We start from the raw sequence: 26,757 nt of genomic DNA on the forward strand, positions 1-26,757 counted from the left end.
AATACACCTCCTCAATCCAGTCTCGCCTTTTAAGGTACTTAATTAAATAAGTTTCAACACCTTTTCCGTGCGGTCTACAAAAGCCATTTTAGCACATAAAAATATCTTTGTAAAGATTTTATTGTTAAAATTTATTTTTAATTACCCACATAAAATAAAATAATCTACAGTAATAATAGAGTATATTTTACTCTATTATTTAATTAAATATACTTTAATCAATATACTCCTCAGGATAAACCTTATATATATGTAGGTTTTTTATTTGACTATTAAAAATAAGTGGCTCTATTTTAAATGTATCTATCCCATGTACATAATTAACATAGATATTTTTATCTAAACCATGAATATTTTTCACAAAAGATAATATATCACTTTTTATTTCATTTTTATAGATATCATTTATTTCTATATACATATTCTTTACATCTTGTTCCACTTTTAAACGTTCTATATTGTTTTGAATCATTGTTTCTATATACGAAAGTTTCACTTTCACTCCCTTGCCATTGCAAGAAGTACATTTTTCAAATATATATTCAAAAATAGACTTTCCACTTCTTCGTCTTGCTATTTGTACAAGGTTTAACTCAGTAAAGTCATATATACTTACTTTATTTTTATCATTTTTAAAATGCTTTTTTAATTCTTCTATTATTATTTTCTTCTCTTCTGATTCCTTCATATCTATAAAATCTACAACTACGATTCCACTTATGTTTCTAAGCTTTATCTGATCTGCAATTATTTCAGCTGCTTCCAAATTAGTTTCAAATATAGTTTTTTTCATAGAGGAATTTTTAGTATTTTTAGCAGAATTTACATCTATAACGTGCATTGCTTCTGTTTTTTCTATAACTATATTTCCTCCACTTGGTAGATTCACTTTATTGTTTCTTAAACTTAAAATTTCTTTTTCTATCCCAAAATAATTAAATAGACTTATAGCATCTTCATATATCTCTAAATTAACTTTTTCAAATTTATATTCTAGAATTTCTTTACAAAAATTGAAGTCATTTAGATTATTTACTATAACTTTATAGTTTTCATGTTTTAATCCCTTTAATATATTTCCTATTATTCCATCATTATCATATAATAGACCTATATTTTTAGAATAAGTAAACTTTTTAGTGACATTTTCATAAATGGAATAAATAGTTTGAATTTCCCTATTTATTTCATCACTTTGAACTCCATATGCACCGGTCCTTAGGACAACTCCTATATTTTCAGGTTTATGTATGTTTATCATAGCATTTTCTTTAAATTTATCATCTTTTATTTTAGGCGAAAATCTTATTTCTTTATGACCATTTGATAAAACTACATAATTTCCTGGGAAATTCACATTTTCTGTTACCTTTGCTCCTTTTTTGCCACTTTGTTCTTTTATAACCTCTACTAGAACCTCTTGCCCCTTTTTTAAAGTTTTTAAATCTCCTTTTAAATACATATAAGCATTCTTTTTTGTTCCTATATCTATAAATGCAGATTTTATGGATGGCACTATATTTTGCACCACTCCTTTATATATATTAGAGACTTTAGGTTCATTATTCTCTTCTTCTATATAACACTCTGATAATTGTCCATTAGTTTTTACCGCTATTCTAACAATTTTCTCATGTCTTTCAATAAATATTTCTTTCAATTAGAAACACTCCAAACTACTTTAAAAATATTCATTAAGTGGAAGCATAGTTTTCCCTTTTAATGCATACATATCTATTCTTTCTATATCTACAAAAGCGTCTTTTTCTATGGCATCTACATGGTTCTTTATAAAATCAGCTAATAAACTTGCAGATAGATTTGCTCTACTACCACATGCTAATGTAGAATTTAATACTATATAGTTATCTTCTTTAGAAAAAGATATCTTTTTTATTAAAGGTCTAATATCTACATCTTTTTCGCCTTTTTTACTTTTTTTAATAGTATTCCATTCTTTTATATTATTTAACTTTTTTATTCCTTCTAAAGCTTCTTCTGAATTAATAGTTCTTAACTTTATTTTATATTTAGCTTCATCTATTATAGCCATTGCTTGCGGACATTTAGTATTTTCTTCTTTTTCAACTTTTTTAGCATCTAAAAATTTAATACCAATTGGCGCATTTTCATTTAATAAATTTACTATTTCCTCTAAAGGCATCTCTTCTTTAAATACAACATCCATATATTCTCCACTAGAATAGACCCCTACAGAAAGTGGTTGAGCTATAGATATTGTCATATGAGGATTAAATCCTTTTGAATATTCAATTGGTAAATCTGCTCTTCTTATTGTTCTTTGTATTGTTCTCATTAAATCTAAATGTGATATAAATTTTATTTCACTTTCTTTAGTGTATTTTATTAAATAACGCACCTTCAAAGCATTTTCCCTCCTTAAAGTTTACATTTACTCCACACCCAGTACATCTTTCTCTACAATCTGGAGTTAAGCTTGCTTTTTTTGCATTTTCATTTTCTTTCATTAAGTATTCTTTTGTAACACCTATATCAATAAACTCCCATGGAAGTATTTCATCATAACTTCTTTCTCTATATGTATAGAAGTCTCCATCTACTCCACACTCTTGCAATGCTTCTTTCCAAGTTTCAAAGTTAAAGTATTCACCCCAACCATCAAATCTTGCCCCTTTTTTAAAAGCTTTAATTAAGACATCACATAATCTTCTATCACCTCTTGCAAATACTGCCTCCATATAGCTTACTGGTGATTCATGCCAATTATAAACTATAGCTTTGCTTTTTATAGAATCTCTTAAATTTCCAATTTTACCTTTAACACTTTCCATTGTATCCATTGACGCCCATTGGAATGGAGTAAATGCTTTTGGAACAAATATAGACGTACTTAAAGTAACTCTAAGTCCTCTTTTCCTTACATTTTTAGGAACTTTAAAATATTCTTCTACAACTTTTTCTCCAAGAGTTCCAATTCCTATAACATCATCCATAGTTTCATAAGGAAGTCCTATCATAAAGTATAACTTTAATGTTGACCATCCAGCTTCAAAAGCGCTTCTACTAGAGTTTAATAGATTTTCTTCATTTACACCTTTATTTATTATATCTCTCATTCTTTGACTACCTGCTTCTGGCGCAAATGTAAGTCCTGTTTTTCTAACTTTTTGTATCTCATTAATTAAATCTACTGAAAATGAATCTATTCTAATAGAAGGTAGTGAAACCCCTATTTTTTTATCTTTATATTTTTCTATTAAAGAAAAAACTAGGTTTTGTATATCTGAATAGTCACATATACTAAGTGATGTTAATGAAACTTCCTCATATCCTGTCTTCTTTATAATATCATCTACTTGATTAACTAATGTAGATGTCTTCTTTTCTCTAACCGGTCTATAAATCATACCTGCTTGACAGAATCTACATCCTCTTGTACATCCTCTAAAAGTTTCAAGAGTTATTCTGTCATGAACTATCTCTGTATAAGGAACTATAAGTTTATCTGGATATGTATTTTCATCAAAATTTGTAATTATTCTTTTCTTAACTTTTTTTGGTACATCTTCATACTTAGGTTTAAAGCTTTTTATCGTATTATCATCGTTATATTCTACATTATAAAGACTTGGAACATATATTCCTTCAATTTTTGAAGCAGCTCTTAAGTACTCTTCTCTAGATTTGTCTTTATATTCTTTATATAGATTTAAAAGTTCATTTAAGACTTCTTCCCCTTCTCCTAAGCTAAATAAATCTGCAATATCATAAAGGGGTTCTGGATTGTAAGCACAAGGTCCTCCCATCATAACTATTGGGTGATCCTTTGTTCTTTCTGATGCTCTAAGTGGTATATTAGACATATCTAACATATTTAATATGTTTGTATAACTCATCTCATATTGAAGAGTAAAACCTAAAAAATCAAACTCACTTAAAGACTCTTTACTTTCTAACGCAAATAATGGAATACTATTATCTCTTAAAGCTTTTTCCATATCTGGCCATGGTGCATAAGCTCTTTCACAAAATGTGTCTTCTCTTTGATTTAACACATGATACAGTATTTTACTTCCTAAATGAGACATTCCTACCTCATAGACATCTGGAAAACAAAATGCATATCTTATATCTACTTTGTTTATATCTTTATTATAAGAATTAAATTCTCCACCTATATATCTAGCTGGTTTTTCAACTTTATATAGTATATCATCGGAAATTTTCTTCATTTAAATTCCTCCTTAAGTTAATTACAATACTTTATTTTATCATAAGCTAATAATAATTCAAAATATATATTAATATTTTTTTATTAATTCTTCTAAGGTTATATTTCCATCATTTTTTAAAAACTCTATTATCTCTTCCTCATATATAGTTTTTAAAACTTCCATGTTATCATCTAATACAGTAAATATATGATAATGGTTCTTGTCTATGAAATCTAATAACTGTATAAGGTTTAATTTGTAATAAACAGATATACTTTTATTTTCTATATAACCTCTCTTTAAGAGTTTTTCTCTTTTCTTTATTGTATAACCCATAATTACATAAACTATCCTTTCTTTCTCTTTCTTTGTGATTATTAATATAAAAATAGCTATTAAAACTATATTTATATTCGACACATCACAAGGCAAAGAAATTATACCTAATATTAAAATTATATAGGCACAAAACATACTGATATTTAAAGCTATTTCATTGGCCTTTTTATATAAAAATTTAACTCTTAATACATCTTTTAAAACCCGTCCTCCATCCAAAGGAAATAATGGCAATAAATTGAACATGCCTAAAGCTAAATTATAGTCTAAAAATTTTTTGATTATCATATTTCCATATACTACGTATAAAGATAGACTTATTAAGGCTAAAATAAAATTTCCTATTGGTCCACTAATAGATATTAGTATATCTTCCTTTATTGAAGCTTCATCTAAATCTTTAAGTTTTATAGATGCCCCAACAGGAAGTAATTCTATACAAAAACCTTTAAACCCTAAAGTTCTAGCCATAAAATAATGGCAAAACTCATGAATAATAACTATGGAAAATCCCATAAATAAATTTTTATTTAATCCTAAAATTATTAAAAATATTAGATAAGGTATTAAATATTTATTAAATTTTATCAAAATTTCACCTATATCTTCAAATTACCATACTATTATATATATCTTGTGCTTTTCCCATGTAAAGTATCTCAAAATAAAAATTTGTGATACCTTCTGGTGATACATCCACTTCACCAATAACTGTATCTTTGTCTACCTTATCTCCTACTTTAACAAATATTTTTGATATATTATAATATTTACTTTCTATTCCTTTACCATGATCTATTATTATATATTCACCTAAATTTTTATCCACATCTATTTTTTTTATCTTTCCTGAATTGCAGCTCTTTATAGGTGTCTTTTCTTTTATTGAAAATGTTATAATATTATCTTTATCTTTCCTATGAGCATCATCTTCAAAAGACTTATTTGCCATAACTGGTATTGAATATTCTGTTTCTAGCTCTTCAATTATCGTTTTTCCACCTACAAATCCGGCTTTTATTTTATCAATCATTTGCACACTAACATTTTCCACATCATCCAAGGTCATATTATCTAATCTATTTACAACATATTTATAATCATATTTTTTATTTATAGCTCCATTAGCACATTTCAGTACTTTATTGCCATATTCATTATTTACAGTTTTGCATCCTAAGAAAAATATCATCATAAATATAGCTATTGATAGTTGAATTATAAATTTATTAGCTAAACTTAATTTTTTTTCACTATTAAAATTAGGTTGTACATAACCCTGCCTTCGATTTAAACTACTGTTTCTTTTTCCTTTTGTAAGATTATTATAATATCTTTCATAAAGTTCTTTATAATGATTCATAATCCTCTCTCCCCATTTAATATTTTAGATTATTTAATATCATATTATGTATTTAAAATGTCTATTGATATAAGGTTCCAAGTTAAGTTTTAAAGTTATTCATTTATCAAATAAAAAATTTAAGATTAATATCTTACTGCTAGTTAACATCTTATTTTAGCTAAGAATTAATAGCGAGGTACGCTTCGAATCACTTAGAATTCAACACTACATTTTATATGAAAATATTTTAAAGCTATTGAATAAATTTAAATACGAGCTTGTTTCCCTATACATAGGTTTTTTAATAAAATTCATTTAGGTTCTTTCTATCCAAATATGATATTAGTTTTTAAACTCCTACTTTTTTATTTATATTTAATTGGTTGAGCTTTTATGAATATTGTTTTTATTATAAAGACCTATTTTAATTATTTAAAAGTAATTTTTATATAACAAAAAGCTATTCTAGATAGATTTTTTCACTACCTAGAATAGCTTAAATTTTCTTTATTTATTTTTCATTGCAGCAATAATTGTTTCTGCTGTACCTAGATTTGTTGCCAATGGCACTGAATGCACATCACAAAGTCTTATAAGAGCATTTACATCGGGTTCATGTGGTTGAGCCGTTAATGGATCTCTAAAGAAAAACACCACATCTATTTCTCCTTGAGCTATCTTTGCTCCTATTTGTTGTCCCCCACCCATGGTTCCTGTTAAAAAAGTGTGTATATCAAGGTCTGCAAGTTTTCCAACAAATTTACCAGTAGTGCCTGTTGCATACAATTCATGTCTACATAATATTTTTCTATATCTTCTTGCAAAATCTATCATTTCATCTTTTTTCTTATCATGAGCAATCAATGCAATTCTCATATAATTCCTCCTAGAAATTAATCTTCTTTCTTCTCATTCCTACATTTAGCATTAATCCTAAAGAAATAAAGTTCGTAAGCATAGAACTACCTCCATAACTTACAAAGGGAAGAGTTATTCCTGTTACTGGCATAATTCCTATTGCCATGCCCATATTTTGAATTATAGAAAACATAATAAATCCAATAATACCAGCACACAATATACTTCCTGATACATCTTTTGATGTTTTAGCTATATTTATAAGTTTATATAAAAGTATTCCATATAATGTTAGTAATATTATAGCACCTAACATTCCCCACTCTTCACCTATAACTGCAAATATAAAATCAGTGTGATTTTCTGGAACAAATTTATATTGCTTACCATTTAAAAATCCAAGACCAAATAATCCACCAGATCCTATAGCTATTTTAGATTGTATAATTTGATGTCCATATGTCAACTCAAATTGTTCTGGATTTAAAAATGAAATTAATCTATTTTTCCAGTAGTCATGCATTAATGGAGAATTCCATAATGCAACTATAGTTACAATCAGAAAAGACAAACCTCCCGTTATTATTTTCCAATCTACATTTGCTACAACCACTATTGGAAGTATAATAAAAAATGATACCATAGTCATTCCCATGTCTGGTTGTGAGACTATTAATATCATAGGAATAGCTGCATAAAACATCATAGTCAAGATGCTTTTTAAATTATTAACGTCACCTTCCATATCTTGAATAACTCTTGCTAACATAAGTATCATACCTATTTTAGCAAACTCAGCTGGTTGAATAGCCCTACTACCAATACTAATCCATCCTGTAGCTCCATTTACAGTACTTCCTAAAACATAGTTATTTAAAATAAGTAATATTACTCCACCCCAATAAATTATAGAAGCATAATTTAGAATTAAATTATAATCCCAAATAAGCATTATGTACATAGCTATTAATCCAACTATAAGCCACATAAACTGTAACTTAGCATAATATATTCCAGCGGTACTGTTAGTTGCACTATATATATTTAATATAGAAAATGCAACAATTAAAACAACTACAATTATGATGCTATAATCTAATCTTTTTACAAGTTTACTATTTAATTTAAGCTTATTTATCATATTCATCAGCATAATTATCCCTCCAACATAAATATGATTATAGCACATTTAAAATAATAACAAAAGTTTTTATAATTTATATCTATATTGTTTTTATAAATTCTTAAATTAAATTATATATTATAAAATAAGCGTTGAAATAAAATATTAATTTTATCTCAACACTATTTTCATTTATCTTTGTTTTATATTTTTTATAGGTATACTAGCTATTAATGCTGGTGAAGATCCTTGTATTTCTTCTGTTTTTGTTATTTTTACATCTACTTCACTATCATCTATTTCAACATACTTAGATATAACCTCAAGCAAGTCTCCTTTTATCATATTTAATAAATCTGGAGAAAAATTTGCCCTATCATGTATTAGTATTAACTTTAGTCTATCTGTAGCTATACCTTTCGATGATGCTTTGTTTGAAAATAATTTAAAGAATTCCATAACTTCCTCCTATTTATTACCCCCAAATATTTTCTTTATTGTTGCAAAAAAACCTCCTTGTTGAACTGTTACGCTTAAATCTAAAAACGGAACTTCATATCCCATTATTCTTTTAGCAATATTATTAAATGCTTGCCCTGCATCAGCGGAATTGTCTAATACTATAGGTTCACCTTTATTAGTAGATACTGTTACCTTTTTATCATCAGGCACAACTCCTATTAATTTTATAGCAAGACATTCTTTTATATCTTCAATATCCAACATATCTCCATTTTGTGTCATCTCAAAATTTATTCTATTAACTATTAATTGGGTATCTTCTAATCCTTTTGCACATAATTTCCCTATAACTCTATCAGCATCCCTTACCGATGTTATTTCTGGGTTAACTACAACCACAGCTCTATCAGCACCTACTATAGCATTTTCGAACCCTTGTTCAATACCAGCTGGACAATCAATTATAACATAATCAAAATTATCTTTTAAATCATTAACAACCTTTAACATAGCCTCTATATTAACATCATTTTTATCCCTAGTCTGAGCTGTAGGCAATAAAAACAAATTGCTAAATCTTTTATCCTTTATTAATGCCTGTTTTAATCTACATTTTTCATCTATTACATCAAGTAGTGTAAAAACTACTCTATTTTCAAGACCCATAAGAACATCTAAATTTCTAAGTCCTGTATCACCATCTATTACTACCACTTTTTTTCCCGCAGAAGCTAAAGCAGTACCTATATTTGCTGTTGTTGTTGTTTTGCCAACTCCACCTTTTCCTGAAGTTATAACAATTGATTCTCCCATACTATCTCCTCCATTAAATGTATTTATTAACTAAATACGGTTCAACTATTATGTTTCCATTTTTTATTTTTGCAATTTCTGGATATGTAGGTTTAATTCCATCATCTGGAGATATTGTCATCAAATTTGCAATCTTTAATATTTGAGGATTTAAATAAAAAGCCCCTATTATAGCTTTTTCATTTCCTGTACATCCAGCATGAACACAACCCTTTATACTTCCTAAAACTATAATGTTACCAGCAGCACATACTTCTGCTCCTGGATTTATATCTCCTATTATAACTAAATTTCCTAAATACTCATAAGTTTGTCCACTTCTAATACTCTTTCTAAGATATTTAGTTCTTCCTTCATAAACGCCATTAAACATTTTTGTATTTGTTTCTTCTATGTCTATAAATATACAATCTTTTATATAAATTTTTTCAAACAATATATCTTTTATATAATTTAATTCTCGCTTTGTAAATTCCTTTATCTGAGTAGTTATTTTTATAGTACAACCTTTATAAAAATTTTTCCTTTTTGAAAGTTTTTCTATTAAACAACTAATCATATCTTCAAAGCTTCTAAACTTATTAATATCTATAATAACATTAAGTCCATCTCTATTTCCTTTTAGTATAATATTATCTCCTTGCATACATATCCTCCACACTATGCTATTTGATATATTTCAACATGTTTAATTAAAATCCTTCTTTTTGATTAAAAAATTTCTATTTTTTAGCAAATCTAGAAAGAATCCATGTTTTAAACTTTTAATTACAAAAAAAATATATCACAATTTCACATTAAAATCTATTGATATGATTAAAAGTTGGAAATTTAATAAAATATAGGTTGTTATATACAAAAGACACCATAAATTTATGGTGTCTTTCTATTTTATTCTTAGTTATTATCATTACCATCTGTATTCTCTTTGTTAAGGTTATCATTAGTATTTTCATTCGTTTGATTTTTAGAGCTATTCTCTCTAGAATCTGGATACTTAAATTCATACCCTGGATTTGTTGATAATATTTCATCTCTAAAATATTGCTCATAAACTGCTCTTGCAACGTAACCTACATTTCCACCATGTCCCCCGTCAAAAACAACAATACAAGATACTATTTGCGGGTCATCTAGTGGAACAAATCCTAAGAATGTTGCATATGAAGTTCTTCCTAGAGAATCCTGTTTATTTTGGTTAAATGTTGATGAACCAGACTTAGCTCCAGTTGATATTGGAAAACCATGAAATGCAGTTGCAGCAGTACCTTCATCATTAAATACAGCACGTTGCAACCCTTCTTTTATAGCATTAACATATTCCTCAGTTAAATCTATATGTTCTAGTAGTTTTGGCTCTATTTCAGTTTTCTCTCCTGTTACTGGATCTATTATACTATCTACTAAATGCATTTCATATCTATTTCCACCATTAACTAAAGTTGCCATATAATTTGCTAATTGAAGTGGAGTAAAATAGTTCATACCTTGACCAATAGATGCATCATAAGCATTTGCCCCTGATATTCTATTGGCTATAGCATCTCCTATAGAATAGTTTATTGCTACTGCCATATTTTCTATATCCTTATCAGAATATTTTTTAGCTCTTAGCTCATCACTTGATTCTATTAAATCTTTTAATAAATTTTGCATCTTTGGTAATATATCTTCTTCTTTTACTTTTTTCTCTTTTTTCATCTCTTCTTTTATATCATCTACCAAAGCAGTTTTCTTTTCATTTATTTTTTTAATTGCTTCTTTTTCCTTATCAGTGCCTGTTTCATTCTTTTTAGTAATGTCAATATCCTTATAATGACGTTCAGTATTTATTGAATTAGTACCTGTTTGTAGATAATTGACTACATGATTAATATACTCATCTGCAAATCTATTTTTGCTTGATTCATAATTATATACTTGGCCAAAATTTTCTGCTATTTCTATACCAGTTGAAGGTTTTGTATTTGAGCCTGGCTCAACACCTAGTCCAAATTTCCAAGCATATTTTGCTAAATAATTAAGTCCACTTGAATTTTCCCCACCTTTTGCAAAAAGTCTATCTGCAACATCATAGAAAAAGTAGTTACAAGATACTTCCAATGCCTTTCTCACATCTGTATCACCATGTGAACCATGTTGGGTATTATAAATCCAACAGGCACCAGGATAATCAGAATATCTTTTATTATATTTACCATCATCATATACAGATGTATATGGCGTTATTACACCTTCTTCTAAACCTGCGATGGATGTCAACGGTTTAAATATAGAACCTGGTGGTATTAATGTAAATGTTGCATAATTATAAAATGGTTTGGGAAATATATCATAACTATCCTCTCTTATTTTAGTGTTACCGTCAATAGAATCATTTAAAGGAAACATTCTATTTAACATAGTATTAACTTTATCCTCATAACTCATTGTAGCAACTTCATTTTCACTTAATACTCCTGGTATTGATGTAAGACCTCTACTTTCAATATACTCTTTTCCCATTTTTTCTAAATCAGGATTAAAATATTTTTCTGAATCCTCTGCACTAAGTGATCCTCCTATAAACATATTAGGATCATATCCAGGTCTACTAGCTAATGCTAATATTTTTCCTGTTTTAATATCCATAAAAACAGCTGCACCTCTAGTAGCATTAGTACTATCAACATCATTTACTCTACCTTTACTCTGTAAATTTGCCATAGTATCATCTAAAGCCTTTTCTGCTATTTTTTGTAAACTTTTATCAATAGTAAGTTGAATATTTTTACCTGGGTAAGCTTCAACTTCACCTAATGTCTTTACTTTTCTACCTTGTTTATTAACTTCAATACTTTCCTGACCTTTAGTTCCTTTTAATATATCTTCAAAGCTTGACTCAATTCCTGCTTTACCAACGCTATCGCTACTTACATCACAACCTTTTTCTTCATATTTTTCTTGTTGCCATGAATCTATCTTAGATGTGTACCCTAAAAATGCTGAACCTAAATCACCATTTGGATAATATCTCATCGGTTGAGTTTCTACACTTACTCCAGGTAAATCTGGTTGCAGTTGTTCAAAAATAAATGCAACTTCCTTTGATAAATTGTTTGCAATAGCCACAGGTTTATATCCTGAATAACTTTGCATTTTCACAGCATCTAAAACAACTAATAATCTTCTTTTTTCCTCTAATGTATACTCATCTTTATCTAATAAATCATATTCTTTTAACAATTCATTTAAACACTCTTCTGCAGACACATTTAATAATTCTTCATCTACATTTTTAAGCTGCTCCTCACTAAGATCTTTTTCATCTTTTCCTGGATAAAGCTTTTTTATTGCTATACTTTGAATTCCCCTATCTTTTTTAAACCTTAACTCCATCCATCGTCTATTTTCATTATCTGTATCCTTAAAATTAAATTCAGCTTTTGGCTCTTTAGATGAATCTATAGCTATTGCAAATTCATCTACCATCGCAACACCTTTTTTATCTAATTTTTTAAAGACTTTATCCATAGTAGTTAAAAAACTTTTCTTACTTTCTGTTGTTTCTGTAAACATCAGTGTATAGCTTTGAATGCTAGTTGCAAACACTTCTCCATTTTTATCTAAAATTTTACCTCTAGGTGCTGCTTTAGATACATTTTTATAGTTTTTTTGTGTTGATTTTTTTTTAAATTCTTCACCCATTATAACTTGCAGGTAAAAAAGTCTGGAAATTATAGCTGAAAATATTATTCCCATTGCAATAAAAAACATCGTATACCTTGAAAATTTTTTATCTATTTTTCTGTTTCTAATCATAATATTCCTTTCTCAAAGTCATCTTCTTTTTATAAATTTTTTCTTTAAATATTTTTTTATCAAATAAGTTAATCATAACTCCAAAATTTCTAATCGTAATAATATCTATTTCCTTTTCTATAGTATTACATTCCTACACTACTATTTTCCACATTATCCTATTTGATATATTTCAACACATTTAGTTAAATTCCTTTTTTTATCTAAAAAAAATTTCTATATTTTAGTAAAGATAGATTTTTTTTTATTAAAAATTTAATTTTAAAAAACATTTTTATAAAATATAAATAATAGTAAAATAAAAAACACCATGAAATCATGATGTTTTTTACTTTACTATTATTTATTAATACTACTTTCTATTTGTTAAGATTTTCGGTAGTCTTTTCATTTGTTGCATCTTTAGAATTCTTCTCTCTAGAATCTGGATACTTAAATTCATATCCTGGATTTTTTCCTAATATTTCATCTCTAAAATATTGCTCATAAACTGCTCTTGCAACTGGACCTGCATATCCTCCATGTCCTCCATCAAAAATAACAATACAAGATACTATTTGCGGGTCATCTAGTGGAGCAAATCCTAGAAATGTTGCATATGAAGTTCTTCCTAACGAATCCTGTTTATTTTGATTAAATGTTGATGAACCAGACTTAGCACCATGTTCTATTGGGAATCCACTAAATGCAGTTGAAGCTGTACCTTCATCATTAGAAGCACCACGTCGTAAACCCTCTTTTATGGCATTAACATATTCCTCATCTAAATCTATATGTTCTAGTAGTTTTGGTTCTATTTCAGTTTTATCTCCTGTCACAGGATCTATTATACTGTCCACTAAATGCATTTCATATCTATTTCCGCCATTAACTAAAGTTGCCATATAATTTGCTAATTGAAGTGGAGTAAAATAATTCATACCCTGACCTATAGATGCATCATAAGCATTTGCTCCTGATATTCTATTTGATATAGCATCTGCTATAGAGTAATTTATTGCTATAGCCATATCCTCTATATCTTTATCAGAATATTTTTTAGCCTTTAACTCATCACTTGATTCTATTAAATCCTTTAATAGATCTTGCATCTTTGGTAATATTTCTTCTTCTTTAGCTTTTGTCTCTTTCTTCATCTCTTCTTTTATAGCATCTACCAAAGCAGTTTTCTTTTCATTTACTTTTTTAATTGCCTCTTTTTCTTTATTACTACCTTTTTCTTCTTTTTTAGTAATATCAATCCCCTTATAATGAGGTGTAGTATTTATTGAATCAGTACCTGTGTTCATAAAATTAACTAATTTATTAATATACTCATTTGCAAATATATTTTTACTTGATTCATAATTATATACTTGACCAAAGTTTTCTTCTATTTCTATACCTGTTGAAGGTTTTATATTTGAGCCTGGCTCAACACCTAATCCAAATTTCCAAGCATATTTTGCTAAGTAATTAAGTCCACTTGAACTTTCCCCACCTTTTGCAAAAAGTCTATCTGCAACATCATAGAAAAAATAGTTACAAGACACTTCTAAGGCTTTTCTTATATCTATAGCTCCATGTGATCCACCTTGTGTATTATAAATCCAACAAGCTCCATTATAATCAGAATATCTTTTATTGTATTTAGCATCATCATATATAAGTGTATCTGGTGTTATTACACCTTCCTCTAAACCTGCAATAGCTGTCAGTGGCTTAAATATAGAACCTGGTGGTATTAATGTAAATGTTGCATAATTATAAAATGGTTTTGGGAATATATCATAAATATCCTCTCTTACTGTAGTGTTACCTTCAATAGAATCATTTAATGGAAACATTCTATTTAACATAGTATTAACTTTATCTTCATAACTCATTGTAGCAACTTCTTCTTCAGTTAATACTCCTGGTATTGATGTAAGACCTCTACTTTCAATATACTCTTTTCCCATTTTTTCTAAATTAGGATTAAAGTATTTTTCTGAATCCTCTGCACTAAGTGATCCTTCTGTAAATATATTAGGATCATATCCTGGTCTACTAGCTAGTGCTAATATTTTTCCTGTTTTAGCATCCATGAAAACAGCTGCAGCTCTAGTAGCATTAGTACTATCAACATCAGCTACTCTACCTTGTTTTTGTAAATTAGCCATAGTATCATCTAAAGCTTTTTCTGCTATTTCTTGTAAATTTTTATCAATGGTAAGTTGAATAGTTTTACCTGGGTAAGCTTCTACTTCACCTAATGTCTTTACCTTTCTACCTTGTTTATTAACTTCAATACTTTCCTGACCTTTAGTTCCTTTTAATATATCCTCAAAGCTTGACTCAAGCCCTGCTTTACCAACACTATCGCTACTTACATCGTAACCTTTTTCTTCATATTTTTCTTGTTGCCATGAATCTATCTTAGATGTGTATCCTAAAAACGCTGAACCTAAATCACCATTTGGATAATATCTCATTGGTTGAGTTTCTACACTTATTCCTGGCAAATCTGGTTGTAGCTGTTCAAATAGAAACGCAACTTCCTTTGATAAGTTGTTTGCAATAACTACAGGTTTATAACCTGAGTAACTTTGCATTTTTACAGCATCTAAAACAACTAATAATCTTCTTTTTTCCTCTAATGTATATTCATCTTTATCTAATAAATCATATTCTTTTAATAATTCATTTAGACAATCCTCTGCAGATATTTTTAATAATTCTTCATCTACTTTTTTAAGTTCTTCTTCATTAAGATCTTTTTCATCTTTTCCTGGGTAAAGCTTTTTTATTGCTATACTTTGAATTCCTCTATCTTTTTTAAATCTTAACTCCATCCAACGCCTATTTGCATCATCTGTAGCTTTAAAATTAAATCGCACTTTCGGCTCTTTAGATGAATCTATAGCTATTGCAAATTCATCTACCATCGCAACACCTTTTTCATCTAATTTTTTAAAGACTTTATCCATAGTAGTTAAAAAACTTTCCTTACTTTCTGTTGTTTCTGTAAACATCAGCGTATAGCTTTGAATACTAGTTGCAAACACTTCTCCATTTTTATCTAAAATCTCACCTCTAGGTGCTACTTTAGATACATTTTTATAGTTTTTTTCTGTTGATTGCTTTTTAAATTCTTCACCCATCACAACTTGCAAATACAAAAGTCTGGAAATTATACCTGAAAATATTATTCCCATTGCAATAAAAAACACTGTATATCTTGAAAATTTCTTATCTGTTTTTTTGTTTTTTACCATAATATCACGTTCCTAAAATCTCCATTCTTTCTTTATAAATTTTGTTTCTGAAAGTTTGTAAACATATCTATATAATATAATCGATAAAACCATATTATATAAACTAGTATATAATATATTTTCCGTATTTATTTTTATATTCATTAAATATAATACTATTAGTATTATTATACCTTTCAAAATACTAAGGAATAATGTAGAAACTATTGGTACAAATGATTTTTCTTTAAAAATACTTTTTCCTACTACTGCTGCTATATAACAAATTATCATATTTGTTAGCATATTGACCCCTATTCCATTAAAAAAGTATAAATCTTGAATTGCACCTGAAAATATTCCTAATAGTATAGCTTCCTTTTCCCCATTTATAATTGAATAGGATATAATAAAGATTAATACTAAACTTGGGTACACAGACTTTATAGCAAAAAATGTTACCAATGTATTATCTAATATAGTAAGTACTAATATTATCCCTATCAGTGTTAATATTTTCTTCATATTATCACCTAATTTCTTTTTTCTTTTTGCACTACTATAAGTACTTGCTCTAATTTATTAAAATCTACATTTGGCTTTACCACCGCACTTTTCATAACAGCTGCCTTATCTTCTTTTACATCTAAAACTTTTCCTATTTCTATACCTTTAGGATAAATTTTACCTAATCCAGATGTTACTATTGTATCTCCTACTTTTATTCCTGAGTCAATAGATAATCCTGTTATTTCAGCTAAAAACTTATCCTCATTTCCTTTATATCCCTTTACTATACCATCACTTTCTTTCGTTGATAATACATATCCTGCTACTGCTATATTTTCATTACATAATGTTTGAATTGTAGCACTATTATTTCCAACACTTGTAACTTGACCTACCAATCCAACAGAAGTAACTGCAATCATTCCTTTTTCTATCCCATCTTTGCTACCTCTATTAATAGTAAATCCATCTAAAAAATTTTGTCCGCTTCTTCCTACTATATCAGCACCTATATATTCATATTCTAACCTTGTGTCCTTAAATTTTAAATTTTCCCTCAACCTAGCATTTTCGTCTGCTAGCATTGTATTTTCATTCTTTAACTTATCTAAATTTTTATTGTCTTCTTTTAACTTTTCATTTTCAGATTTTAAATCTTTTATATGAAATATAAAAGAAAATGAATTTTTAACTTTATTACCAATATTATAAACAACACCTTGAACACTATTTAAAGTTGTTCCTACACCATTTTCCACGAAAGACACATGTTTTCTTTGCACAGTATAACCTATAAGAAATAAAAAGCATACTGACAGTATTATTACTAGTACTGCCAGTTTATTTTTTAGTTTATCCAATTTTTAGCCTCTTTTATCCATTATATCAAGATTATCTAGTGCTTTACCTGCTCCTATAGCAACACAATCTAATGGTATCTCCGCAGCTTTTACAGGCATATGAGTTTCGTGGTTTATTAGCGCATCTAGTCCTTTTAGCATAGCACCGCCACCAGTTAACATTATACCTTTATCCATTATATCTGCAGCAAGTTCTGGTGGTGTTTTTTCTAGTGTAGTTTTTATTGAATCTATAATTGATGCTACTGGCTCTTTTAAAGCTTCTCTTACTTCACTTTCGCTTATTTCTATAACTTTAGGAAGTCCTGAAACTAAATCCCTTCCCTTAATTTCCATATGTTTATCTTCTTCTCCTAGATCAAAAGCTGAACCTAGTTCTATTTTTACTGCTTCTGCAGTACGTTCACCAATCATTAAATTATACTCTTTTTTTATGTAAGCAATTATGGCTTTATCAAGCTCATCACCAGCAACTCTTAAAGATTTACTAGTTACTATTCCCCCTAGAGAAATTATTGCAACTTCTGTTGTTCCTCCACCAATATCTACGACCATACTTCCTGTTGGTTCATTTACTGGAAGTCCTGCACCAATTGCAGCTGCCATTGGCTCTTCTAAAAGACACGCAAATCTAGCACCTGCACTTTTAGTTGCTTCTTCTATAGCTCTTTTTTCTACTTCTGTTACTCCTGATGGAAAACATACCACTATTCTAGGGCTTTTAAATCCATTTTTCGCACCAGCTTTTTCTATAAAACTTCTTAACATTTTTTCAGTTACATCAAAATCTGCAATAACACCATCTCTCATTGGTCTTATAGCTACTATATTTCCTGGAGTTCTACCTATCATTTGTTTTGCTTCTTCACCAACTGCTAAAACCTTATTAGTTTTTTTATTTATAGCCACAACTGATGGCTCTCTTAATACTATTCCTTTTCCTTTTACATACACTAGAGTATTAGCCGTTCCTAGGTCTATACCCATATCTCTTGACTTTGAAAAAAATCTCATCATCTTTTTTCTCCTTTCGTTTCTATAAAAATGCTCTTTCTTTTAAGCTAACATATATACCATTTCCTATAATAATATGATCTAAAACTTCAATACCAATTATTTTTCCACATTCTCTTAATCGCATTGTAATGTTTATATCTTCTTTACTTGGATTAGGATCACCTGAAGGATGATTGTGGCATACTATAACTGAAGCACTATTATTCTTTATGGCCTCAACAAACACCTCTCTTGGATGTACAATTGAGCTATTTAAACTTCCTATAGATATATCTTTTACAGACAAAACTATATTTTTAGTATTTAACATTATAAGCTTTAAATATTCCTTTTTCAAATGTTTCATATCTTCCATAACATAATTAGCAGCACTTAGTGGACTTAAAATTCTATACTCTTCACCTGACTTAAATGATTTAAACCTTTTAGAAAGTTCACATAATGCTACAAGTTGTGTAGCTTTAGCTTCACCTATCCCTGATAATTTCATAAAATCATTTATACTAGAATTTAAAAGTCCATTTAACCCCTTACAACTTACAAGTATCCTATTACATAATTTAAGAACATCTTCCTTTTTACTTCCTGTTCTTAATATTATTGCTAAAAGCTCAGCATTGGATAAACATTCACTGCCATATCTTAATAGCTTTTCTCTAGGTCTCTCACCTTTCGGCAAATCCATAATACTTAAATTCTTCAAAAAATCACTTCCCTGAAATAATTGTACTTAAAGATTTACCCCCATCTCATTAATCATTGAATTTAACCTATTTAAAGGCAATCCAACAACATTATAATAACAACCATTAATTTTTTCAATAAAAACAGCTGCTTTTCCTTGTATACCGTAAGCCCCTGATTTATCCATAGGTTCTTTAGTTTGTATATATTCTAATATTTGATCATCAGTCAACTTTGAAAATTTAACTTCTGTACAAACTGCATCTGATAGCATTTCATTTGTTTCCAAATTCAAAACTACTATTCCAGAATAAACCTTATGGGTATTATCACTAAGACTTTTTAGCATATTAAATGCTTCTTTTTCATCTTTAGGCTTAAGCATTAGATTTTCATTATTAAAAACAATGGTATCACTAGCAATTATTAGTTTCTCACCTTTAACTCTATCTGCAACTTCCAAAGCTTTTCCTTTTGAAAGCTTAATAACATACTCCCTGCACTTTCCCTCAAAAGACACAGTGCTTTCATCAAAATTACTTGGAATTATTTCAAATTTATTAGTAATTAAATTTAAAAGTTCTCGCCTTCTTTGTGATGAGGATGCTAAAATTATATCCATACAAATTCACTCCTAATATTTCCTAAATAATATCATTGCTACTATTATACAAATAATAGACATTAAATTAAGCTTAAATTGTAATCCAAACGTTATACTTATAACCTTAAGATCTAGTAATATAGGTTGTTTCAGCCCTATAAAATAGGATAACCCTAAAATGTCTAAAAAGCTAACACTTTTTGACAAAACTTCCCCAATAAAGCTTCCAGAAATGCAGGCTAATAAAATAACAAAAATATACTCTTTTGCCTTTTTATCTGAACTCTTCAAATTTTAATCCCCCATTTTATTTCTTTATCTTATATAGTTTATCACTTAATAAAATTATTAACAAGTATATAAAACACATAATAATAAAAAATATATTTATTTTTATGTTTGAATTCTTTTTAATTTTTTTTAATAAACTATTAATTTTATGTAAATAATGTAATATTATACAAACATACATTATCATACTAAAAATCTATAACAATAGATTTTTAGTATGACTATTTATTTTTAATTTTTAACAGTATATACGTTTTCTAAAAAACACATAAAAAAAGCAAAGACTTTAATGTCCTTGCTTCCTTATTTTTAACTTTATAAATATATATAGTTCCAAGTTGACTTTTAAAATTATCCATTTCAAAACTTGCATACCCAAATAGTGAGACATGCTTCGAATCACTTAGAATTCAACACTGCATCTTGTATGAAAATATTTTAAAGTTATTGAATAAATTTGAATTGGAGCTTGTTTCCCTATATATTTAATACTTATTTACTTTGCTGCTTTTCTTTAAATTTTGATATTTGATTATAAATAAAAGAATTCATCTCTGATGCCTTACTTTTATCCACTTCTTCAGGAAGTTTATTTATATGTTCTTTTAATTCATTCACTTCTTTATATGCATCATGATTTTCATTTATAGGATCTAATTCTGAAACCCATTTTTTAAGTTCTGTGGTTTTTACAGATTTTATTTTCGGATCCATTGCATTGTTTATAATATCTAATTCTGCCTCTATTATTTTTGCTAGCTCAATCATAGATAAATCTTTATAATATATCTTTATTATGTTTTTACTTGTATTTATTCCACTTTTCTCTAAAGTATTTATAACTTTTTCACTTTCATTTATGTTTTTATACATACCATAATATATTTTATATAAATCATTGTCTTCTATGACAAATGGACTTCCTGTTGCTGAAAGCTCTTTTAAAATTTTATCAGCATTATCTTTCACTTTAAATACTCCACACTGCAAAAGTACTATTTCACTTTTTTCTATTTCACTTTCTCTTACATTATTTTTTTCTTTAGATTCTATATTACTTTTATTGTTTCTAATATTAATTCCTTTCACTCCATCTAAAATCAAATAACTAAATAGCACACAAAAGAAAATAATAACTATCAATGGAAACAACTTAGTTCTTTTTCGTTTTGGCCTCACATCATATCTTGTGTATTTCATTTTTATCACCTTCCCTAATTTCTTGTTTATAAATTTATATTTATAAACCTAAGAGAATATGACTTTTAAATGAAAAAGTTAGATTATACTACCTTAATATACTAATCGAATATTCTTCTTGCGCCTACATAAACATCAGAATAATATTTATTTATTAAACTACCCTTTATAACTCTTCCTGTAGTTTTATCCGCATAAACAAAATTATTGTTTCCAACATATACTCCTGCAATAGATAAATTTTGATTATCTGTTTTTAGAAACACCAAATCTCCATTAACTAATTCATTTTTAGAAACAGCTTTACCAAATTGAATTTGTTTAGAAACACAATGTGGCAAATCTACATTATACTTGCCATAAATATATTTTGTAAATCCTGCTGAGTCAAAAGATTCTGTTCCTTCTGCACCTTCTACATAAGGTCTACCTAATTTTGATAATGAAATATTTACTACTTCATTAGATTCTATAGGTATATTTTTTTCTTCTCCTCTTGACACTCGTTCAATGTTTTCATCACTATTAGAAACCGTTATAACTTTATCTGTAGATATAGTTGTGGCTCTTAGTTTCATGTTTATTTTCTCATTAAATATAGTATATGCATAAGTTATCTTATTACCAAAGGCTACTGCAATTAAAAACACTAGAAAAATACTAATTACACTTTTTCTAATCATTGTTTTTTTAATCATTAAATTTCCTCCTAATTCTTAAATCATCTAAATAACTATTATAAAAATATGAGTTACCTTATTATTGTATATAAGCTATCATATCTTTTTTAACTAATTACTTAAATTAACATTTGTTAGTTTTTAATTTTAATTTGCAAATTACTAAAATAATTTCTTGCAACAAAATTATTTTATATGCAAAATTCACTAACTAATTATCTGATTCTTATAGCTATTATAAATTATTAAAATACCATAAGTCAAATTTTAACCACTAAATTTAAAATGGAATTTTCAAAAAAATAATTAATGACACTTTTTATTATATATTTATCTTAATATTCATTATATTTTAAAAAGTATTTTTCTAATAAACTTACAATAAATATATTCACTATAAATTTTAAGCTCTTCTCAACTATTGAAAAGAGCTTAATTAATTTATTATCTATATAACATAGCTAATTTTACTATTTTTTCAACTATTTTTATGCTTTGTCTGTAAGGTAACCCTGTAGACAATAAAAACTTAATTATTTCTGGATTATTCTTTTCTATTCTATTTATAGTCTTATTAATCTTCAAATCATCATACTTCTCCTTTATATACTCAAATTTATGTTCATTTTTAGATTCTATTAAACTATGTTTCACAAACTCATTTTCTTCAATTACAGCAGGCATTGGCGTTAAAAAACCTATGAATTTATTTTTTTCAAAATTGATAAGACCTCTCATACTATAAAGAGCCATAAATTCTTCCATTTCTTCTGATAATCTCATATTGTTTATATTTTGTAATGGAATTAAATCATATTCATCATAATTCATAATTTTACTGTCGCCAACATTTTAACTATATATTTTTTTGGCAACTTTCCCTCCTTTTTGTATTTTAGACCTATAATATATTGTTTAAATTTTCATTTCATAATATATACAATATAACGTATGCTCTATATATTTATTTTATGATAAACTTCCTTTTGTGTAATATATAGGGAAACAAGCTCAAATTTAAATTTATTCAATAACTTTAAAATATTTTCATATAAAATGCACTGTTAAATTATAAATGATTCAGAGCTTGCTATTTTGGGTATTTAAGTTTTAGAGCGATCAATTTTAAAAGTTAACTTAAAATCTTATATAGTGAGATGATCTTAAATTACAATTTATTCATTATATTATTTATTCATTATAAAAAATCTTATTCTAAATATATTTTATAAATTCATAGGATTTTAAGTCATTCATTTATGCAATATATTTTTTAATGTTAAATAAAGCACAACTTAAAAATTCCCTTACTTTATGAATTAATTAATTAAAATACTATTTTAAAATAAAAAAAGATTAAAAACGAAGGATTAACTTCGTTTTCAATCTTTTTATTTATAATTTAAAATTCTCCACTTCACTTATAAAGTATATCTAATTTACACCTTCTTAAAGATATTTTTTAAAAAATATCTATTGCATCTCCTGCATTATTTTTAAGTGTATCTATTGAATGTATATACCTATTAGTTGTAGCTATATTTCTATGTCCTGCAAATTCTCTTACTTTTTCTATTGTCACGCCTTTAGTTATTGCTAAAGTTATAGCTGTATGTCTCATAGAGTGAACCTTTATTGCTTTTGTTATATTTGCATTTTTGCATATATTTTTTATTATATAATTTAAACTACTAGGATCTAATTTATTATCTTTTTTACTATTTCTTGAATGACCTAAAAACAAGTAGTCTTCTTTATTACCAACCTTATCTCTTGACGTAATAGATAGGTATTCATAAATAAACTCTAAAACCTGCTTTTGAAGCTTTACCATATCTTGTTTATTACCTTTTCGCTTTACTATAATTACATCATAATTTCCATAAGTACAAATATCTTTTATTTTTATATTTATTATTTCTGATTTTCTCAACGCTGTCGTAAGTGCTAATCCAATAATAGCTCTATTTCTTATACCAATAACGTTATCTGTTTTTATGCTATTTATTACTTTTTTACACTCTTCTTCTGTTAAAAACTCCGTTTCTTTATTATTAACTATAGGTTTTTCTTCTTTTAATCCAGAAAAAGGATTATATCTTATAATTTCTACTTCGTTATAATTATCCTTATATTTTAATAACCATTTATAAAGAGCACTTAATGAAGAAATTTTTCTATTTATTGTAGCTGAAGAAAATCCCTTCTCTGTAAGATATAATATATAATTTTGGACATGAAATATATTCACTGATTTAATATGATTTAATGTTATTTCTTCAACATTACTCACATTAAAAAAATCTTTTATATCTCTTTCATAACCTTTTGCCGTATTAACACTTCTATTACCTTTTATATCTAAAAAATTTTTTATAAAATGATTATTATTAACTCCTATATGTTTTAGTATTTCATTTTTTTCATTTGATAATATAATTTCATTCATATTCATCACCTATTTCAATTATAATAAAATATAAGAAAAACTGCTAATAAATCATTAGCAGTTTTTCTTATATTATTCTAAGTTGTTTATCAATTCACAAATATTTTCTAATGCTTTTTCTTCATCACTACCTTTTATCACTATATTAACAGTACTATCCTTATTAATTCCTAAAGATAGAATCCCTATTAAGCTTTTAGCGTTAGCAGCTTTATCATTATATTCAATACTTATTGATGACTTAAATGACGATGCTACTCTAACTAATAACGTAGCTGGTCTAGCATGTAATCCTTGTGAATTTCTAATTTTTAACTCTTTTGATACCACTGGCATCACCTCTTAATTATTGTATGTTTTTTATAAATTTTTCTATTCTGTTTAATCCTTCTTTTATATTTTCTACAGATGTAGCATAAGATAATCTTACAAACTCATCAACTCCAAATGCTATACCTGGAACTAACGCAACTTTTTCTTCCTCTAACAATAATTGTGAGAAAGTTAATGAATCTTTTATTGTTACACCATTAAATTCTTTACCTAAAACTTTACTTATATTAACCATAACATAAAATGCGCCTTCTGGTTTTACACAAGATAAATTATCTATTGAATTAATTCTATCAACCATAAAATCTCTTCTATTTTTAAATTCTTTTATCATATTTTCAACTTCGCCTTGTTCCCCATTTAAAGCTTCAACTGATGCATATTGAGATATTGAACAAGGATTTGATGTTGTATGACTTTGAATATTTGACATTAATTTTGCAATTTTTTCTGGAGCTGCAACATAACCAATTCTCCAACCTGTCATAGCATAAGCTTTGGAAACACCATTAATAACTATTGTTCTATTGTAAGCATCTTCTGAAAGGCTTGCTATTGATATATGACCTTCTGATCCATATAATAATTTTTCATAAATTTCATCTGAAATAATCATTATATCTTTTTCTTTAGCAAACTCTGCTATAGCTAATAATTCCTCTTTTGTATATGCTGTTCCTGTTGGATTATTAGGACTATTTAATATTAAGGCTTTTGTTTTTTCTGTTGTAGCTTTTCTTATTGCATCTACTGTTAATTTAAAGGCATTTGATTCTGAAGTTTCTACAAAAACTGGCTTTCCATCTGCTAGTTGTACTAGTTCAGGATAACTTACCCAATAAGGAACTCCAATTAGTACTTCATCATTAGGATTTAAAATAGCTTGAAATGCATTTGCTAAACATTGTTTAGCTCCTGTAGAAATTACTATTTGAGATGTTTTATAAGTTAAATTATTATCATTTTTAAACTTATTAACTATTGCTTCCTTTAATTCAACTATTCCTGAAGCAGCAGTATATCTAGTCAATCCCTTTTGAATTGCATCAATAGCAGCATTTTGAATATTTTTTGGAGTATTAAAATCTGGTTCTCCTGCTCCAAATCCAATCACATCTATTCCATCTGCTTTCATTTGTTTTGCTTTAGCTGTTATTGCTAAAGTTAAAGATGGTGAAATTTGTAAAGCTTTATTTGATAATTTCATAAATTAAACCCCCATTGCTCAGTATATTTTATGTAAACTTGAATTGATACCTTCATTTTTCCCTCTTATGAAGGATATGCTTCATACAATTTATACTATATCATTTATTATATGAAGTGTAAACAAGTTTATAGCGTATTTTGAACATTTACTAAATAAAGTGACACATTATATATTTATTTGTATATCACTTTTATTTTATATTAAATTATGATTCATTATATATTATGGTTTGTTTTTTATTATTCATTCTATATTTTTTATTTTTTTATAATAAAGTAAATTTAATGCTTAACTTTTTATTATATTTTCTCTATAGTCTTTAAAAAAACAATCCCAAAATAGAATTTAAATACTATTTTGGGATTGTGCCTATATAATTTATTTTCTAATAATTATCTAGGTTGTACAATTAATCTTATAGCAGTTCTTTCTTCTCCATCAATTTCTATATCTGTAAATGCTGGAACACAAACTAAATCTATTCCACTCGGTGCTACAAACCCCCTAGCTATGGCAACCGATTTCACAGCTTGATTAAGAGCACCAGCACCTATAGCTTGTATTTCTGCTGCTCCTTTTTCTCTTAATACCCCTGCTAAAGCTCCTGCTACTGAATTTGGGCTTGATTTTGCTGAAACTTTTAATACTTCCATGATTAACCCTCCTAGTAAATTTAAATTCTGTATAATTAGTTATTCTACAAAAGTTAAAAAAATCCTCTTAAATTTTTGATAAAAATAAATTTTTTCAAAATTTAAGAAGATTAT

At 27.2% G+C, this 26,757-nt stretch carries 25 protein-coding genes; all 25 read right to left on the bottom strand.

Translation table 11 applies throughout. The features are described from left to right. Positions 1–214: 214 nt before the first annotated feature. On the bottom strand, positions 215–1,660 hold the full coding sequence (locus tag AZI32_RS06125; protein ID WP_061994999.1) for an Rne/Rng family ribonuclease: 1,446 nt from the start codon (positions 1,658–1,660) through the stop codon (positions 215–217). 21 nt (positions 1,661–1,681) lie between these two features. Next, on the bottom strand, positions 1,682–2,386 hold the full coding sequence (locus tag AZI32_RS06130) for a TIGR03936 family radical SAM-associated protein (protein ID WP_206406626.1): 705 nt from the start codon (positions 2,384–2,386) through the stop codon (positions 1,682–1,684). After that, positions 2,355–4,214: a TIGR03960 family B12-binding radical SAM protein gene (locus AZI32_RS06135; protein ID WP_061995000.1), complete on the bottom strand. Its 1,860-nt coding sequence runs from the start codon at positions 4,212–4,214 to the stop codon at positions 2,355–2,357. The genes AZI32_RS06130 and AZI32_RS06135 overlap by 32 nt, the downstream gene beginning before the upstream one ends. Before the next feature lie 69 nt (positions 4,215–4,283). Further along, positions 4,284–5,126: a M50 family metallopeptidase gene (locus tag AZI32_RS06140; RefSeq protein WP_061995001.1), complete on the bottom strand. Its 843-nt coding sequence runs from the start codon at positions 5,124–5,126 to the stop codon at positions 4,284–4,286. A gap of 16 nt (positions 5,127–5,142) precedes the next feature. Then, positions 5,143–5,898 (bottom strand): M23 family metallopeptidase, encoded by a 756-nt coding sequence (locus AZI32_RS06145; RefSeq protein WP_061995002.1) that lies wholly within the window; start codon positions 5,896–5,898, stop codon positions 5,143–5,145. Positions 5,899–6,387: 489 nt separating this feature from the next. Further along, the gene (gene mgsA, locus AZI32_RS06150; RefSeq protein WP_061995003.1) at positions 6,388–6,756 is read right to left on the bottom strand and encodes a methylglyoxal synthase; all 369 of its coding nucleotides are present in this window, start codon (positions 6,754–6,756) and stop codon (positions 6,388–6,390) included. Between the two features lie 10 nt (positions 6,757–6,766). Further along, positions 6,767–7,879, bottom strand: a complete 1,113-nt coding sequence (rodA, locus tag AZI32_RS06155; protein ID WP_061995086.1) for a rod shape-determining protein RodA — start codon at positions 7,877–7,879, stop codon at positions 6,767–6,769. Between the two features lie 174 nt (positions 7,880–8,053). Continuing rightward, positions 8,054–8,320: a cell division topological specificity factor MinE gene (gene minE, locus AZI32_RS06160; RefSeq protein ID WP_010292678.1), complete on the bottom strand. Its 267-nt coding sequence runs from the start codon at positions 8,318–8,320 to the stop codon at positions 8,054–8,056. A 9-nt stretch (positions 8,321–8,329) separates the two neighbouring features. Then, positions 8,330–9,136 carry a septum site-determining protein MinD gene (gene minD / locus AZI32_RS06165; RefSeq protein ID WP_061995004.1) on the bottom strand — a complete coding sequence of 269 codons (807 nt, stop codon included), beginning with the start codon at positions 9,134–9,136 and terminating at the stop codon, positions 8,330–8,332. A gap of 13 nt (positions 9,137–9,149) precedes the next feature. Beyond that, positions 9,150–9,782, bottom strand: a complete 633-nt coding sequence (gene minC / locus AZI32_RS06170) for a septum site-determining protein MinC (RefSeq protein ID WP_061995005.1) — start codon at positions 9,780–9,782, stop codon at positions 9,150–9,152. 251 nt (positions 9,783–10,033) lie between these two features. Then, the gene (locus AZI32_RS06175) at positions 10,034–12,937 is read right to left on the bottom strand and encodes a penicillin-binding transpeptidase domain-containing protein (RefSeq protein ID WP_082761156.1); all 2,904 of its coding nucleotides are present in this window, start codon (positions 12,935–12,937) and stop codon (positions 10,034–10,036) included. A 359-nt stretch (positions 12,938–13,296) separates the two neighbouring features. Then, a complete protein-coding gene (locus AZI32_RS06180; protein WP_061995006.1) occupies positions 13,297–16,173 on the bottom strand; it encodes a penicillin-binding transpeptidase domain-containing protein in 2,877 nt (958 codons plus the stop codon). Between the two features lie 12 nt (positions 16,174–16,185). Further along, positions 16,186–16,677, bottom strand: coding sequence for a rod shape-determining protein MreD (gene mreD / locus AZI32_RS06185; RefSeq protein ID WP_061995007.1), 492 nt, complete (start codon positions 16,675–16,677; stop codon positions 16,186–16,188). An 8-nt stretch (positions 16,678–16,685) separates the two neighbouring features. Further along, positions 16,686–17,522, bottom strand: a complete 837-nt coding sequence (gene mreC / locus AZI32_RS06190; protein ID WP_061995008.1) for a rod shape-determining protein MreC — start codon at positions 17,520–17,522, stop codon at positions 16,686–16,688. 3 nt (positions 17,523–17,525) lie between these two features. Next, on the bottom strand, positions 17,526–18,536 hold the full coding sequence (locus AZI32_RS06195; protein ID WP_061995088.1) for a rod shape-determining protein: 1,011 nt from the start codon (positions 18,534–18,536) through the stop codon (positions 17,526–17,528). A gap of 22 nt (positions 18,537–18,558) precedes the next feature. After that, positions 18,559–19,224 carry a DNA repair protein RadC gene (radC, locus tag AZI32_RS06200; RefSeq protein WP_061995089.1) on the bottom strand — a complete coding sequence of 222 codons (666 nt, stop codon included), beginning with the start codon at positions 19,222–19,224 and terminating at the stop codon, positions 18,559–18,561. A 45-nt stretch (positions 19,225–19,269) separates the two neighbouring features. Continuing rightward, the gene (locus tag AZI32_RS06205; protein WP_061995009.1) at positions 19,270–19,845 is read right to left on the bottom strand and encodes a Maf-like protein; all 576 of its coding nucleotides are present in this window, start codon (positions 19,843–19,845) and stop codon (positions 19,270–19,272) included. Between the two features lie 12 nt (positions 19,846–19,857). Then, positions 19,858–20,118, bottom strand: coding sequence for a DUF4321 domain-containing protein (locus AZI32_RS06210; protein ID WP_010292695.1), 261 nt, complete (start codon positions 20,116–20,118; stop codon positions 19,858–19,860). A gap of 492 nt (positions 20,119–20,610) precedes the next feature. Further along, positions 20,611–21,318 carry an SPOR domain-containing protein gene (locus AZI32_RS06215; protein ID WP_061995010.1) on the bottom strand — a complete coding sequence of 236 codons (708 nt, stop codon included), beginning with the start codon at positions 21,316–21,318 and terminating at the stop codon, positions 20,611–20,613. A gap of 101 nt (positions 21,319–21,419) precedes the next feature. Next, a complete protein-coding gene (locus AZI32_RS06220) occupies positions 21,420–22,016 on the bottom strand; it encodes an NlpC/P60 family protein (protein ID WP_061995011.1) in 597 nt (198 codons plus the stop codon). 426 nt (positions 22,017–22,442) lie between these two features. Next, positions 22,443–22,829, bottom strand: coding sequence for a hypothetical protein (locus AZI32_RS06225; protein WP_061995012.1), 387 nt, complete (start codon positions 22,827–22,829; stop codon positions 22,443–22,445). 631 nt (positions 22,830–23,460) lie between these two features. Continuing rightward, positions 23,461–24,447, bottom strand: a complete 987-nt coding sequence (locus AZI32_RS06230; RefSeq protein WP_061995013.1) for a tyrosine-type recombinase/integrase — start codon at positions 24,445–24,447, stop codon at positions 23,461–23,463. Between the two features lie 72 nt (positions 24,448–24,519). After that, the gene (locus tag AZI32_RS06235) at positions 24,520–24,777 is read right to left on the bottom strand and encodes an HPr family phosphocarrier protein (protein WP_061995014.1); all 258 of its coding nucleotides are present in this window, start codon (positions 24,775–24,777) and stop codon (positions 24,520–24,522) included. Positions 24,778–24,793: 16 nt separating this feature from the next. Beyond that, entirely contained in the window at positions 24,794–25,987 is a 1,194-nt protein-coding gene (locus AZI32_RS06240; RefSeq protein WP_061995015.1) for a pyridoxal phosphate-dependent aminotransferase, read from the bottom strand. A 395-nt stretch (positions 25,988–26,382) separates the two neighbouring features. Next, positions 26,383–26,643, bottom strand: coding sequence for a stage V sporulation protein S (locus AZI32_RS06245; protein ID WP_010292705.1), 261 nt, complete (start codon positions 26,641–26,643; stop codon positions 26,383–26,385). Positions 26,644–26,757: the final 114 nt, after the last annotated feature.

Origin of the sequence: Clostridium sp. ATCC 25772, from assembly GCF_001573875.1 — a bacterium.
GTDB lineage: Bacteria > Bacillota > Clostridia > Clostridiales > Clostridiaceae > Clostridium_J > Clostridium_J senegalense.